Below are 14,478 nucleotides of genomic sequence, written 5' to 3' on the forward strand. Positions count from 1 at the left end.
TCGCCGACGATGCCAGTTGGTTACTCATCGTGCCCACCTCGTCACTCGACCTGTGGGACATCATGGAGGCTGCCACTGACATCCGGACGTTCGCGCCGGTCACCGCCCGCATCGCCGCCGAATCGGCGGGCCGCCCAGCACAGTGGCAGCCGGTGTGTCGGCGCCCGGAGGTGTGCATCGTCTGTCGGGCAAGGGAGCGACGACGTCACCCTGGGGGGCGACCCGGCCGCAAGGGACCTGCTCCTCGGGGTCCTCGACACGCCGGACCCCGACTGCGCGATCGTGACCCCGTAGCCGCTGGTCCTGGCCCGGTGCGGTGCGGTGCGGTGCGGCCCGGCGCGGTGAGCTGCGGTGCGGTGCGGTGCGGTGCCAACGGACCGGCGACCGAGGCGGGCAGAGAGAGCCCGGCCGCGACCGGAGCTTCCATCAGCCGGGGGAGTGCCGGCTCCCCCTGCCTCGTGGCGGGACGTCAGCGTTGTTCAGCGACAGATCCAGTGGCTCTCGCGGGCGGCGCGGAAGCGCTGCCTGCCCGTGGGACCGGTCACCACCAGGGTGCCCTGCTCGAAGGAGAGCCGGTCGCCTGCGCCGACGAACACCGGCCTGTCGAGTTCGACGTGGAAGTCGGGGCGCAGCCGGAACTGGCTGATGAGGAGGGCGCGGGGTGCGGGGGTGACTCCGTCGGCATGAACTCGCACGGGTCGAGCATGGCGCACGGCGCTGTGCCGCGGCGAGGGGCCGGCCCCGTCGGCAGCTGGCCACCCCCAGGGCCCCGGTCGGCTCCGCTCCCCGTCGGGGAGGGGCGGCGTGTCCGCCCGGGGCCGCTGGAATCGGATCCCTAGGATGTCCGCCATGGGTGATCCCGAGGCGAACAAGTTGACCGCCAAGGCCTTCTACGAACTGGCCTTCAACGAGTGTCGTCCTGCCGAGGCCGTCGAGAAGTACGTCGGCGACGTCTACACGCAGCACAACCCGCTCGTCGCCGACGGCAAGCAGTCCTTCGTCGACTACTTCGAGCGCATGGCCGCCGAATACCCGGGCAAGCGTCTGGAGATCAAGCGCGCCTTCGCGGAGGGCGACCACGTGGTTCTGCACTGTCGGCAGCTCTGGCCCGGAGGGGAGGAGTACGCCGGCATGGACATCTTCCGGTTCGACGACCAGGGAAGGGTCGTGGAGCACTGGGACGTCCTGCAGCTCGTCCCGCCCACGTCCAGCAACGACAACAGCATGTTCTGACGGGGCGTCGAGCCTGTCCTCGCCGCTCGAGCGGGGCGGTTTTGCCGGCCCGGAGCCCTGCCTCGAACCGCGCCACGATCCGCCGTCGGACCGACGGTGAAGCCCTCACCCGAAGCGGTGCGGCATCGAAGAGCGCGACCCGACTCCAGGACTTCGCCACCCTGGCGTCCACCGGCCCGTCGCAGGCAGAGAGAAGTTACCCAGTTCCGAGACGAGTCGTGATACCGAGCGAGTCTGCTCCCGCACGAAGCGAAGGAGTTCTGTGCGCCTTGGCCGGCGTAGGTCCGGTGCCCGCCGTCGCTACCGGAGTGCCGTCGCGTTCGCGGTCGTGGCGGCGGCGCTGGTGGCCGGAGCGGTTGCCTACGGCGCCTACCGTCTCGACCAACGGCACTCCGCCGCCATGCACCGCCTGGCCGGGCCGTGGCGGATCGCCGGCACCAGCCTCGCCCAGGTGCGCACTGCCGCGGATGACGCCCGCGTCGTCTGCCTGTTCGGCGACGGGCGCGGTGGACAGCCGCCCGCCGACATACTCCAGCGTCTGAAGGAGGGGCTGGCCGGTCTGGATCGCAGCACCTCGGACTCCGGCACGCTCTCCCAGGCCGCAGGCACGTTGGGGATGGACGCCGCCCGGTGGATCGGGGCGACACAACCGGGCACCGGCTTCGACGCGGTCCGGATGTGCGGCGACCAGTCGCCTCCCACCACCTCCACCAGCAGCACCGGCGCCGGCGCCGATCCAGTCACGTACGCCGTGGTACGCGCAGACGCGGCTCGCGTCGACGACCTGCTGCAGCAGCAGGTCACCGCCGACGGGCACCTCGCGCAGCGGTCCGCGGCCGCCAGCCTCCTCTACATCGTCGGCTTCTGTGTCGGGCTCCTCGTCCTGGCCGCCCTTGGCGCCGTGCTGTTCGCTCGGCGGGTGGTCCTTCCCGTGGCAGTCGTCGCCGAGCAGCTCACCCGGGCGGGCGGGCCCCTGGCCGCGCAGGATCCTCGGGCTCCCCGAGGGTGGATCGCCAGGCTCACCCATGCAGCGGAGCGGGCCCGCGCCACGCTCGAGCACACACAACGGGACGCCCGCCGCGGGAACGAGGCACTGACCCAGGTCGGCCCCGTCGTCCAGGGGCTGCACGACGTGCTCACCGCCTGCGGCCATCCCGGAACCGGCGTCACGATCGCCACGGACCTGGTGGCCGCGGAGGGGCTCATCGCAGGCGACTACCTCGGCGCCCTCGCTGCTCCCGACGGGAGCACGGCCCTCTTCCTGGGAGACGTCTCCGGACACGGCGTCGCCGCCGGTCTCCTGGCCGTCCAGCTCAAGAGCGTCGTCGGAACCGCCCTGCGCGCGGGCCTCGGCCCCGCGAGCGCCACCCGCGCGGCCCTGCACGCCATCGCCTACCAGGAGGAGCGCTTCACCACACTGGTCGTCGCTGTCGTCGATCCGGCCGCCGACACTCTCACCTACGTCAACGCCGGCCACGAGGAGCCGTTCCTGCGGCGCTCGGACGGCACGGTCGACCGGCTGGAGCCCACCGGCCCGCTGATCCACCCGGCGCTGGACCTCGACCGCGACGCATGGACCGTCCGCACCGTTCCCTTCGGTCCGGGCGAGCTCCTCGTCCTGTGCACCGACGGCCTGGTCGAGGCCCGCGACGCCGCAGGCCGAGAGGTCGGCGACGCACGCGTCGCGGAGGCGCTGACCGCTCTGCGGCCACCGGTCCCCGAAGCAGCGGTCACCGCCCTGCGGACCATGGCCGACGGGTTCGCCATCGACTGGCAGCGCGACGACATCACCGTGGTGGCGGCGGCACGCACCGACAAGCCGCCGAGGCCCCCCGGCGACCGTTGACCACCGGCGGGTCCTCGCGGCCCGAGCCACGCCAGCACCGGGGCGCCCGTCGGCGGAGCCCGGCTCGCCGCGCGGATCCCGGTCCGGTGTGTGATCCTTCTTAGGGTTCCGCAGTCCGTTGAATCGCCCTTGACGTCCCCCTTTGCTGGTGGACCCGGTACACCGTTCATGGGCGAGGAGATCGTGGGAGGCCGGCATGGACCGTGCACCAGACTCGACCGGAATCCAGCTCTCAGGCGCGTCCCCGACCTCGCCTCCCGCGGGAGCGGCAGCGGACACCGCGGGTGGGAGCCACGAACACCGCTGGTGGATCCTCGCGGTGATCGGTATCGCACAGCTGATGGTGGTGCTCGACGCGACGATCGTGAACATCGCGCTGCCGTCGGCCCAGCACGATCTCGGTTTCTCGGACGCCAACCGGCAGTGGATCGTGACCGCCTATGCGCTGTCCTTCGGCAGTCTGCTGCTGCTCGGTGGCCGGGTCGCGGACCTTCTCGGTCGCAAACTGGTCTTCATCGTCGGCCTGATCGGCTTCGCCGGCGCCTCCGCGCTCGGTGGCGCGGCCACCGGATTCGGCATGCTGGTCGCGGCCCGCGCCCTGCAGGGCGGCTTCGGGGCGCTGCTGGCGCCGGCCGCCCTGTCGCTGCTGACCACCACGTTCCGGGACTCCAGTGAGCGCGCCAAGGCCTTCGGTATCTACGGCGCGATCGCCGGAGCGGGCGGCGCGGTCGGTCTGCTGCTCGGCGGCGTGCTGACGGAGTACCTCAACTGGCGCTACTGCCTCTACGTCAACCTGGTCTTCGCACTGCTGGCGGTGGTCGGCGGCGCCCGCCTGCTGCACGGCGGCCGGCCTGCCGAGCGGCCACACCTCGACGTGCCGGGCACACTGCTCGCCTGCACCGGACTGTTCGGCATCGTCTTCGGGTTCAGCAACGCCGAGACGCACTCGTGGTCCCAGATCCAGACCTGGGGCTTCCTGGTGGGCGGTGCCGTCCTGCTGGCGGTCTTCGCCTGGTGGCAGACCCGTGCCGCCCATCCGCTGCTGCCGCTGCGCGTGGTCCTGGACCGCGACCGGGGGGCGTCGTTCGCCGCGATGTTCCTCGCGGGCGCCGGCATGTTCGGCGTGTTCCTGTTCCTGACCTACTACCTGCAGCAGATCCTCGGCTACAGCCCGGTCACCACCGGGCTCGCCTTCCTGCCCATGGTGGTGTGCATGGTGATCTCCTCGGTCGTGGCCACCAACGTGCTGCTGCCCAAGTGGGGAGCCAAGATCCTCGTGCCGACCGGCATGGGACTGGCGGGCGCGGGCATGGTCTGGCTGACCGGGCTGGGACTGACCAGCAGTTACGCGGCGCACGTCATGGGGCCGCTCATGGTCATGGGCCTCGGGATGGGCCTGATCTTCGCCTGTGCGATGAACCTCGCCACGGCCGGCATCGCGCCGAGGGACGCCGGCGTCGGTTCCGCCATGGTCAACACCAGCCAGCAGGTGGGTGGCTCGATCGGCACCGCCCTGCTGAACACGCTCGCCACCACGGCCGCGGCCAACTACCTGCTGGGGAAAGCTCCGACGCCGCAGGTCAAGGCGCAGGCCGCGATCGAGAGCTACGCCACCGCGTACTGGTGGTCGGCCGCCTTCTTCGCCGTCGGCCTGCTCGTGACCGCGCTGCTCTACCGTTCAGGGCCGCCTGCTCCCCACGACAGCGACGAGCCCGTCGCGCACGTCGGCTAACGGTCCACGGAGGCGCGCGGGTCACCGTGCCGGGGCCCGCGCCGGCCGGTTCGCGTCGCGAACCGAGGGCCGCCGTATCTTCCCGTCCGCACGGGGGTGGACATCGGGCCTGCGGTGTCGCAGGCTACAGGGCCATGATCGATCGCACCCCCGACCGGGGCAGCCGGCAGGAACTCCGTGCCTCCGTCCTGGCCACCGCCCTGGACATCGCCTCCCTCCTGCGCGGTGACACGGACGCGGCGACACCCATACCCGACGCCACCTGGACGGTCGGCGAGGCCGCCGCCCACCTGGTGCTCGCCAACGAACTGATGGCCGACCTCGCGGCCGGCGCCGAACGCCCCTACGGCGACGGCACGGCGGCGAGCCTCGCCGCCGCGAACGAGGACTCGCTCGCGGCCTGGCCCGAACGCGACCCGGCCGTGCTCGCCGACGCCCTGGTCCGCCACACCGAGGCGTTCCTCGCCGCGGACAGCGACGGAGACGGCGCCGCCACAGTGGCGAGCCCGCTCGGGCCGATGACCCGCGAGATCCTCGGCTCCTACCTCCTCACCCACATGCTCGGTCACGGCTGGGACATGGCCCGTGCCCTGCGCCGCCCGCACATGATTGACCGCCGCCGCGCGGAGCTGTGCCTGCCGTTCCTGCTCACCGCGATGCCGGAGGTCCTGGACCGCGACACGGCCGGGCACCTCGATGTCACCTACACCCTCGGCCTGCGAGGCAACCCCGACCGCTTCACGGCCGCCTTCTCCGGCGGCACGGTGACCGTCACCCCGGGAGCGCCGCAACGAAGCGACTGCACGATCATCACCGAGCCGGTGACCTTCCTCCTCATCGCCCTGGGCCGCTGCTCGCCCTGGTCCGCCGTCGGCCGCGGCAAGATCCTCGCCTGGGGCCGCAAGCCTTACCTGGCCGCCTCCTTCCCCACCTACTTCCGGGCTCCCTGAACAGCCGATGGCACGGGCGTCGGGGCCGGGACGAGCACTCACGGGTGGGCCGAGCTCACCTGGGAGCGCTGCCCTCCGTCTCGCGATCCGGCGTGGTCGTCGCTCTTCAGCGCCTGCAGAGCGCGCCGTTGGGGGTGAACGGGCAGCAGATCTCGTGGGCGAGACCGCCTGCAGCCGCGTGGGGGGACGTGGATGATAGGGGGATGCTGGTCCGTACGGAGAAGACGCCGCAGATCCCGCGCAAGCCGATGACAGTGAAGGTTCATTCGCCCATCGGCGTCGCCACAGTGCGCTGGTGCGGTGATCCTCAGGAAGCAGATGGCGACCACCTCGTGGAATGGACTGTCGACGAGGACATCCTCTGGGGGCACAACACGCAGGCAGTCGCGCTTGCCGAACCGGAGCTCCGGGAGGAGGGCAGCCGAGTGGTCATGCGCGGGCTGCTTCATCTCGCCGAGGACGGTCCCTGCCTTGAGTTGGGCGACTCACTCGTGCTCTTCGATCTCGCGTCACCGATCCCTGTCAGCGTCGACGGGACCTGGGTTGAGATCAGCGTCGAAGCAGACAACGTCGCCCTCTACCCCTATCGGACCTGACTGCAGGGACACAGAGCTGGTCAGGGCCGTGGCAAAGTCCTGTGATCTTGTAATCGAGCTGTGCCTGATCTCGGCGGTGATGTTGTGGTGTCCGGCGGCGCGGAGGGTGTTGATCGCCAGGTTGCGCAGGGTACCGCCCAGGTCGCGGGCGTTGCGTAGGCACGTGAAGCTGATGATCCGTTCCGTGGGCATACCCCACGAGCAGCGGTCCGGCGGGCGAGGCAGCCGTGTGACCGGAGGATGTGGCAAGGCGACGGCCATGGAACCCAGCCTCCTTGACGCACTGCCGGCACTCGTCGTGATCGATCTGCAGAAGGGGATCGTCGACGGGCCCAAGGCGCACCCGGTGGAGGGCGTCGTCGCGCACGCCGTCGCCCTGGCCGAGTCCTTCCGCTCGCTGGGCCTGCCCGTCGTGCTCGTCAACGTCGCCGGGGGAGCCCCGGGGCGCACCGACTTCGACTACGGCGACGGCGACGACGACGACGAGGAGGACGATGACGACGCGCAGGACTGGATGGAGCTCCTGCCCGACCTCGACCCTCGGCCGAGTGATCTGCGGGTGACCAAGACCAACTGGGGCGCCTTCACCAACTCCACCCTGCACGCCCAACTCCAGGAGCGGGGCGTCACGCAGGTCGTGCTCACGGGCATCAACACACAGATCGGCGTGGAGACCACGGCCCGCACGGCCTACGAGCTCGGCTACAACGTGGTGCTCGTGACCGACGCGATGACCAGCTTCGACGCGACCGCCCACGACCACAGCGTCACCCGCATCTTCCCGCGCCTGGAGCAGAACACCACGACCGCGGACCTCCTCGCCATCCTCGCCACCCGCCCCGCCTGACCCCGCCCCGCGGTCGGTACCTGATGCGAGGTCAGGTTCGTGATCGCGTAGACCGTCTGGTGGCTGACCTTGTCGGTCGTGAGGTCGGTGCGGTGACGCAGGATACGGACGGCCCGAGCGGCGTGGGAGAAGCCCAGACCGGGGTCGGTGACGGTGAGGGCCCTGGTCACCCGGGTCTCTCTGCGGCCGTGGCCGACCTCGCGGTCGTAGCGGCGTGCGGTGACGTCCTTCCACGGCAGCGACCGTAGCCGGCGGTGGAGTGAGGGCCGGTTGGCCTTGATCACCAGCGGGTAGTCAAGCCGCCCTGAGCCACCGGAGCTTCGAGCCCTTCATCCGCTTGCTCGACCTGCTGGGCATCATTTGACCAGCACGATTACAAGATCACAGGACTTTGCAACGGCCCTGCAGAGCTGGTGGATGGGCGTGAGACCACGTTCCAGGAAGTTCCGCGGTTGCGGTTGCGGTTGCGGTCGGCTTGTCGGCGCTGCCAGGATCGGCGGCATGATCAAGGGTGTGATGTTCGACTTCTCCGGGACCCTCTTCCGGATCGAATCGGCCGCGCAGTGGCTGCGCGCGGTGGTGGCGGACGCTGGTCTCGCTGTCCCTGAGGGCGAACTCAGCGCGTGCGTCGGCAGGCTGGAAGAGTTCGGGGCCCAGCCGGGCGGGGTGCCGCCTCGCCGGGTTCCGGCCCATCTGGAGGGCCTGTGGCGGGAGCGCGATCTGACCGCCGAACGACACCGGGCGGCTTTCACCGCCATGACCCGGGAGGCGGGACGGCCGGCTGCGGACCTGGCCGACGCCCTGTACGAACGTTCTCAGGTGTCCGAGGCATGGCAGCCCTATCCCGACGCCGAGGCGACCCTGCGCGCTCTGCGCGGGCGAGGCATCCCGGTCGCTGTCGTCAGCAACATCGGCTGGGACATGCGCCCTGTTTTCCGTGACCACGGTGTCCATGACCTCGTTGACGCCTACTTCCTCTCCTACGAGTGCGGGGTGAAGAAGCCCGACGCCGGGATCTTCCAGATGGCGTGCGACAAGCTCGAATTGGCGCCCGGCGATGTCCTGATGGTGGGAGACGAGCCCATCGCGGACTCCGGCGCTGCCGCGCTGGGATGCCGGGTTCACCTGCTCGACCCCCTGCCCGTGGACCAGCGTCCCGGCGCGCTGGCCGAGGTGCTGCAACTCCTTTGACGGTGACGAGGGCCGGGGCGGGCCTGGAGCCGCGGGTGAATGGCCCCCTTCCCACTGGCGCGCCCCCGATGTCCGGGTCTGAAGCCGGCGTCGCGGTCCTCGTCCCTCGTCCCCGTCCCTCGTGACGGGCCCGGGGCGGGCCTGGTGATCCGTCGGCGTGGACGGCCACCCGGACGCCACTCCTCCGAGTGGAACCTTGCTGCGTCGCGGAACGTCATCAGATCTGGACGCTACGTACAACCGCATATCAGAGCGCCGTGGGAGTCCGTGCGACGACGGCGAGTTGGGAGGCGGGCATGCTCGAGGAAGCACTGCTGACGCTGGCGGCGGCCGGGGGCACGGCCGTGGTCACCGCGGCGGGGACGGACGCGTGGACAGGGATGCGCGCGGCCGTGGCCAAGCTGCTCGGCCGCGGAGACCGGGAGCGGGAACGCATCGAGTTGGAGCGCCTTGACCGGACCGCCACCGTGGCGCTGGAAGCCGCGGCAACGGCCGAACAGCCGGGGAGCGGGCGCCGGTCCGGGGCCGAACACGCCCTGGCCAGTGAGGAATCCCTCTGGCGCGGGAGCTTCGAGCGCTTGCTGGAGGAGGCCGCTGGAACCGAGGAGCGCGAGCGCCTCGCAGCCGAATTGCGGGTCCTCCTCGCCCGGCATGCGCAACCGGAGCAGGTGGGAGGCGGCGCGATGCGGAACGTCTTCAACGGGCCCGCTGCCGTCCAGATCGGTGACCACAACCGACAGGACGTGCAATTCAGCCCCACCGCGCCGCAGCCGGGACCGGCCGGGGGCAACGCGCCCATGACGGACGACGATTCCGCGGCCCGCCTCCCGCCCGGGGAGCAGACCGTCCACCACACCTACAACGGCCCGACCGCTCTGGTGTTCGGGGACAAGAATGTCCAGCGGATCCGTTTCGAAATGCATCCGCGCCCCGACCTCCCCTGGCCTGTCAAGCTCGGGGTACTGCCGCGTGAGGCGGCCTGTTATCAACCGCATGGCGCCCTGCTGGACCGGGTGGACCCTGCGGGCGGGGCCGCGAGGCCGCTCGCTGTCGTACTGACCGGGCCCGCAGGGGTCGGCAAGACACAGTCCGCCGCACAGCACGCTCGCCGGGCCTGGGCGTTGCGAGAGGTTGACCTGTTGTTGTGGGTCAACGCCTCCTCGCGCGCGACGATCGTGGAGGCGTATGCCGCAGCGGCGGCCCGATTGCTCGGCGTCGACCAGGGCGACCTCGACCTGGCGGCACGGGCCTTTCTGGACTGGCTGTACCCCAGGCCGGCCGAGGGTGGCACGGAGCCGCGTCGGTGGCTGGTGATCCTGGACGACGTGGTGCAACCGTCGGACCTGCGTGACCTGTGGCCGCCGCCCAGCGAACACGGGCGCGTGCTGGTCACCACCCGGTCGCGGGAAGCGGCGCTGACGGGAGCGGACCGGAAGCTGGTGACTGTCGGCCTCTACACACCGCAAGAGGCCGTTGCCTACCTGACGCAGTATCTGGGAGACCACGGGCGGCACGAATCGACTGAAGCGCTTGAGGCCTTGGCTCAGGATCTCGGGCTGCTCCCGCTGGCGCTGTCACAGGCAGCGACGTATCTTCTGGACTCCGGCCAGGACGCCGAGACCTACCGTCGCCGTCTCGCCGACCGGGCGGGCACCTTGGAAGAAGTCCTCCCGGAGCAGGGGAGTCTGCCTGACGACCAGGCCACCACCCTCGCCGCCGCCTGGTCGTTGAGCATCGACCGGGCCGACCGGCGCAAGCCGCGTGGCCTGGCTCTGCCCATGATGGAACTCGCCGCGATGCTCGACCCCAACGGCATACCCCTGGCAGTCCTGACAGGCGGACCGGCCCGTGCCCACCTGGTCGCCCACAAGACCGCGAACGGTGAAGGACCGAGCGAGGTTGCCACCGAGGGGGACGCGGCGAATGCGGTGCGCAGCCTGCATCTGATGAACCTGCTGGACCACACCGTCAACAGCGAGACCTACTCCGTGCGCATCCACCAACTGATTCAGCGCGCGGTGCGGGACCGGCGCTCACCGCAGCAGCTCGAAGCAGTGGCACGCGCGGCGGGGGACGCCCTTGTGGCGGCTTGGCCCGCCGAGGAACTGGACACCGAGCTCGCCCAGGTGCTGCGAGCCAACACCGCCGCCCTGATCCGCAGCGGCGGTGCCGCCCTGCTGGCGCCACACGTCCATCCCGTGCTGCTACGGGTCGGCGACAGCCTGAGCGCGGCCGGCCGTGTCGGCGCCGCGATCCGCCATTACACGCGCCTGCTCGACCACGTAGGCCGCACCCTCGGCCCCGATTGCCCCTCCGTCCTCGCGGTCCGGCGTGCCCTTGCCACACAGCGCTGCCTGGGCGGCGAACCCGTCCGCGCGGCAGAAGAACTGCAGGAGGTTCTGGCGGACCAGACCCGGGTGCTGGGAGCCGACAGCGAGGAGACACTCGCCACACGCCACAATCTGATCTGGGCGCAGTGGACGACAGGAGAGGTACAGGCGGCCGAGCGTGATCTCCGGAAGCTGCTCGCGGACCGGCTCCGCGTCCAAGGGCCCGACCACCCCGACACCCTCGAGACCCGTCACAACCTCTACCACGCGTGGCACGAGCTGGGGGACTCGCATCGTGCCGTCGAGGCGTACCAACGCCTGGTGGCGGACCGCCTGCGCATCAACGGCCCGGATCATCCGGACACGCTCAGCGCGCGTCACCAGATGGGCGGCATCAAGGGGATCATGGGGGACACGGCCGGCGCCCGGACGGAACTCTCCGCCGTTCTGGCCGATCGCGTCCGCGTCCAGGGCGCGGACCACCCCGCCACCCTGGCGGCGCGTCACGCACTCGCCCGACTCCATGGCGAGGCCGGTCACCCTGAGGAGGCCGTCGCAGCCCTGCTGGCACTCTACGAGGACAGGGCCCGCATCCTGGGCGCCTACCACCCCGAAACCATGGGCACGCGACGCCTCCTGGCGCACTGGCAGGCGGTCGCCGGCCACCGGGACGAGGCGATCGCCACACTCGAGGCCGTCCTCAGCGATCAGGAAGGCGTCCTGGACCCGGGACACCCGGACCTCGTGGAGACCCGTCGCGAGCTGTCCAAGCAACGCACTCCCCGACCGGAGCTCGCCGCAGGTCCTGGCCCGGACATGACTGTCCCCAGTGACTGACAGTCATGTCCGACGCCCGCAGTCATGTCCGACGTCGGGGACTGAGGCCTCGGCGACCCGATGCGGTGTCGGCAGGGGGTCTGCCGGCCGCGGCGTCCAAGCCGCCGTGCGGCCCGCTCAGAGCGGAAGTGGGTCGATGGAGCAGTTCGCGCGGATCCATTCGCCCAGTTCGGTCGTTACCGGGTGGTTCGCACCGAGGGTCTGGCGCATGAGGTCCATGGTGCGGGTGTGGAGGGCGAGGGCTTCCTCCTTCTCGCCCAGCGCCTGGAGGTCGATTGCCAGGTTGGCTGTGGCTGCCAGGGTGGAGGGGTGATCGGGGCCGAGGACGCGTGCGGAGCGGTCTCTTGCGTCTGCGCTGCGGTCGCGGGCCTCCGCATGGCGGCCCAGGGCGCTGAGGTCGCTGCCAAGGTTGGTCTCGCAGGCCAGGGCGAGGACGTGGTCGTCGCCGAGGCGGTCGACAAGGCCGTCGTAGGCGGCGCGGTCGAGGTCCAGGGCCGTCTCGGGGTCGCCGAGCAGCCGCAGCGTGATCGCGAGGTTGGCGTGCGCGGAGAGCGAGTGGGGGTGGGCCGGGCCGAGGCTTTCGCGGTAGCGCTCCGCGGTGCGGCGCCCGAGGAGGGCCGCGCCGTCGAGGTCCCCGGTGTGGCAAAGGTCGACGGCGACTGCCAGCGTCGAGGCCAGCGTGTCTGGGTGTTCCTCGCCGAAGCGGCGTCGCGTCAGTTCAAGTGTCTGCTCTGAGAGTTTGCGAGCCCTGTGGTGGTCGCCCGCCTTGCGGCGGGCTACCGCCAGCACGCGACGAGCGTGCAGGGTGGCCGGGTCGGTGTCGCCCATGAGCCGGCGGTAGAGGGAGACGACCTCTTCCTGCCGGTGGCGCGCGTGATCGTAACGGCCCAGTTCGCGCTGGTCGATGGTGAGGCCCACCCAGGTGAGCAGGGTCTGCTCGTGGTCGGTCCCGAAGAGCTCCGCCTTCACGTCCCGGGTGCGTCGATCGAGTTCGTAGGCCTTCTCGAAGTCCCCCACCAGCCGCAGGGACACGCCCAGGTTGTGGGCGGCGTTCAAGGTGACCGGATCGTCCTCGTCGAAGGCGCGCTCCGACAGCCGGTACACCTCGTCCGAAATCTGCAGCGCGCGGGCGAATTCGCCCTGGGCGCGCAGATCCGCGGCCACGGCGCTCATCGCGTCCAGATGCTCCTCACGGATCTCGGACGGGCGTGAGGGGCGGCGGCCGTGCGGCGACATGCGGTCGTGCAGTTCCAGCGAGCGGGCGTTCAGTTCGGCCGCCTCCGCGTAGTGGCCCGTGGTGAACAGTACGGACCCGAGCCGCCGGGCCAGGGTCAGGGTGTGCGTCTCCTCCTCGCCGAACTGGTCCTTCCACGCCGCGTAGGCCTTCCGGGTGAACTCCAGGGCTGCCGCATGGTCGCCCCAACGCTGCAGGTACGTGGCGGTGTTCACCACCAGATCGCGGACCCACGGGTCGGCGGACTCGATCGCACCCGAGGCGAGGACGTGCGGATACAGCTCGGCGTAGCGCTCCCAGCTGGTGGGGGACCGGGGGTTGCGCGGGTCGGCTGCCGACAGGAGCATGTGCGCGCCCTGGCGCATCCTGTCCTGCTCGACGGCGGTCATTCGGATGGTCAGCACGGACCGGACCAGGCGGTGCACCTGCAGGGCCTGGGTGCGCGGGTCGATGCGGGCCAGCGAGTGGCGCTGGATCTCGCGCATGGCGAGACCGAGCTGTATCTCGTCGGCAAGGGCGCGGTCCATCTCCGTGGCGATCGGTCCGCGTCGCGCGCCCGCGAAGAGATGGCGTGGAACGGGTTCGGGCGCGTAGAAGGCGCAGATCTGCAGGAGCTGAATGGCTGCCGGGTCGATCGTCTCGATCTGGTCCAGCGACACGTTCCAGGTGGTGGCCACTGACCTCCCATAGTCACCGGGCGAGCAGAAGGTCAGCAGTTCCGACTGCTTCTCCTCGAACAGCCGCAGGTACTGGTCGGCTGGCATCCCGGTCTCCGCGCGCCAGGCGGCCACCTGCTCGATGGCCAGCGGCAGGTCACCGAGCGCCTCGGCGAGCCGGTCTGCCTCGTCCTCCGTGAGGTCCTCACCGCGGCGGCGCAGCAACTCCGTACTCTCCTCGCGGGGGAGAACGTCGACCTCCAGCGGGCGGGCGACGCGATCCCAATGCGGGTAACGAGAGGTGATCAGGATCGCGCCGGACGCGGAGGCCGGAAGATAGCGTGCGATCTGTTCGGGACTCTCGGCGTTGTCGAACACCAGTATCCATCGGCCGTATGGGCTGCCGCGCCGCAGCGCGTCTACGACCGCGGCGACCACCGTCCCCGGCTCGGACTGCACCGCGAGGCCGAGCATGTGGCCCAGCTCCGACAGTGACCGGGTGATTTGCGGGGTGTTCTCGGCCGGTATCCACCACACCAAGTCGTACTCACCTTGGTGCAGGTACAGGTACTCGAGCGCGAGTTGGGACTTCCCGATTCCGCCGAGCCCGTGCAAGGCCTGTGGCGGCATCGCAGTGGTCCCCGCCTGCAGCCGCTCGTGCAGCGTGGCGAGCAGCCGCGTGCGGCCGGCGAAGTTGCGGTTCCTTGGCGGGACGTTGCCCCAGATCGCCGGCACCGAGAAAGGGTCGCGCGGGTGGGCGGGGTTCGTCTCCGGTGTTGACATCCGTGCCCTCCTGGCCGGGAGCCGTCCCCCGGGGCAGCCCGGGAGTTCAGTCTGATGGTCCATCATGACTGGCCTGCGGAATGCCATCCGGGTGATGGTGCGGCGTCGGCCCCTCGATTCGCCTGTCGGGTGGTCTGGTGAGGTTGTTCCCCGCCGAGCCCGGGCAACGCGTGCCCGAGGCGTCCTTCGGGCTCGGCGTAGGGGGTTGCCCTGCACGGTGAGTGCCTGACGCAGGGCGGGCAC

General features: G+C 70.7%; 10 protein-coding genes. 8 read left to right on the top strand and 2 right to left on the bottom strand.

Annotated features, from left to right (window positions below):
* Positions 1-479 precede the first annotated feature (479 nt).
* Positions 480-695: a hypothetical protein gene (locus BMY61_RS14960; protein WP_042444916.1), complete on the bottom strand. Its 216-nt coding sequence runs from the start codon at positions 693-695 to the stop codon at positions 480-482.
* 154 nt (positions 696-849) lie between these two features.
* Here BMY61_RS14960 and BMY61_RS14965 point away from each other — a divergent pair, with 154 nt between their 5' ends.
* From BMY61_RS14965 to BMY61_RS15005, 8 genes are all read left to right on the top strand, one after another.
* A complete protein-coding gene (locus tag BMY61_RS14965; RefSeq protein ID WP_174514482.1) occupies positions 850-1,233 on the top strand; it encodes a nuclear transport factor 2 family protein in 384 nt (127 codons plus the stop codon).
* 262 nt (positions 1,234-1,495) lie between these two features.
* On the top strand, positions 1,496-3,079 hold the full coding sequence (locus BMY61_RS14970) for a PP2C family protein-serine/threonine phosphatase (RefSeq protein ID WP_143094347.1): 1,584 nt from the start codon (positions 1,496-1,498) through the stop codon (positions 3,077-3,079).
* Positions 3,080-3,275: 196 nt separating this feature from the next.
* The gene (locus tag BMY61_RS14975; RefSeq protein ID WP_082014879.1) at positions 3,276-4,811 is read left to right on the top strand and encodes an MFS transporter; all 1,536 of its coding nucleotides are present in this window, start codon (positions 3,276-3,278) and stop codon (positions 4,809-4,811) included.
* 134 nt (positions 4,812-4,945) lie between these two features.
* Positions 4,946-5,761, top strand: a complete 816-nt coding sequence (locus BMY61_RS14980) for a maleylpyruvate isomerase family mycothiol-dependent enzyme (protein ID WP_042444913.1) — start codon at positions 4,946-4,948, stop codon at positions 5,759-5,761.
* 203 nt (positions 5,762-5,964) lie between these two features.
* Positions 5,965-6,357 (top strand): hypothetical protein, encoded by a 393-nt coding sequence (locus BMY61_RS14985; protein WP_236655932.1) that lies wholly within the window; start codon positions 5,965-5,967, stop codon positions 6,355-6,357.
* A gap of 259 nt (positions 6,358-6,616) precedes the next feature.
* A complete protein-coding gene (locus BMY61_RS14990; protein ID WP_042444912.1) occupies positions 6,617-7,204 on the top strand; it encodes an isochorismatase family protein in 588 nt (195 codons plus the stop codon).
* Between the two features lie 501 nt (positions 7,205-7,705).
* A complete protein-coding gene (locus BMY61_RS15000) occupies positions 7,706-8,395 on the top strand; it encodes an HAD family hydrolase (protein WP_042444911.1) in 690 nt (229 codons plus the stop codon).
* A gap of 296 nt (positions 8,396-8,691) precedes the next feature.
* Positions 8,692-11,562 (top strand): tetratricopeptide repeat protein, encoded by a 2,871-nt coding sequence (locus tag BMY61_RS15005; RefSeq protein WP_052438517.1) that lies wholly within the window; start codon positions 8,692-8,694, stop codon positions 11,560-11,562.
* Between the two features lie 117 nt (positions 11,563-11,679).
* On the opposite strand, the gene fxsT is transcribed toward BMY61_RS15005, so the two are convergent.
* The gene (gene fxsT, locus BMY61_RS15010; protein ID WP_143094348.1) at positions 11,680-14,478 is read right to left on the bottom strand and encodes an FxSxx-COOH system tetratricopeptide repeat protein; all 2,799 of its coding nucleotides are present in this window, start codon (positions 14,476-14,478) and stop codon (positions 11,680-11,682) included.

The organism is Streptacidiphilus jiangxiensis, from assembly GCF_900109465.1.
Taxonomy (GTDB): Bacteria; Actinomycetota; Actinomycetes; order Streptomycetales; family Streptomycetaceae; genus Streptacidiphilus; species Streptacidiphilus jiangxiensis.

Excerpts from the sequence above, each read along its gene's own strand:
- BMY61_RS14965 (WP_174514482.1), top strand. The coding sequence starts at position 850 with ATGGGTGATCCCGAGGCGAACAAGTTGACCGCCAAGGCCTTCTACGAA.
- BMY61_RS14980 (WP_042444913.1), top strand. The coding sequence starts at position 4,946 with ATGATCGATCGCACCCCCGACCGGGGCAGCCGGCAGGAACTCCGTGCC.
- BMY61_RS14975 (WP_082014879.1), top strand. The coding sequence starts at position 3,276 with ATGGACCGTGCACCAGACTCGACCGGAATCCAGCTCTCAGGCGCGTCC.
- BMY61_RS14985 (WP_236655932.1), top strand. The coding sequence starts at position 5,965 with ATGCTGGTCCGTACGGAGAAGACGCCGCAGATCCCGCGCAAGCCGATG.
- BMY61_RS15000 (WP_042444911.1), top strand. The coding sequence starts at position 7,706 with ATGATCAAGGGTGTGATGTTCGACTTCTCCGGGACCCTCTTCCGGATC.
- BMY61_RS15005 (WP_052438517.1), top strand. The coding sequence starts at position 8,692 with ATGCTCGAGGAAGCACTGCTGACGCTGGCGGCGGCCGGGGGCACGGCC.
- BMY61_RS14990 (WP_042444912.1), top strand. The coding sequence starts at position 6,617 with ATGGAACCCAGCCTCCTTGACGCACTGCCGGCACTCGTCGTGATCGAT.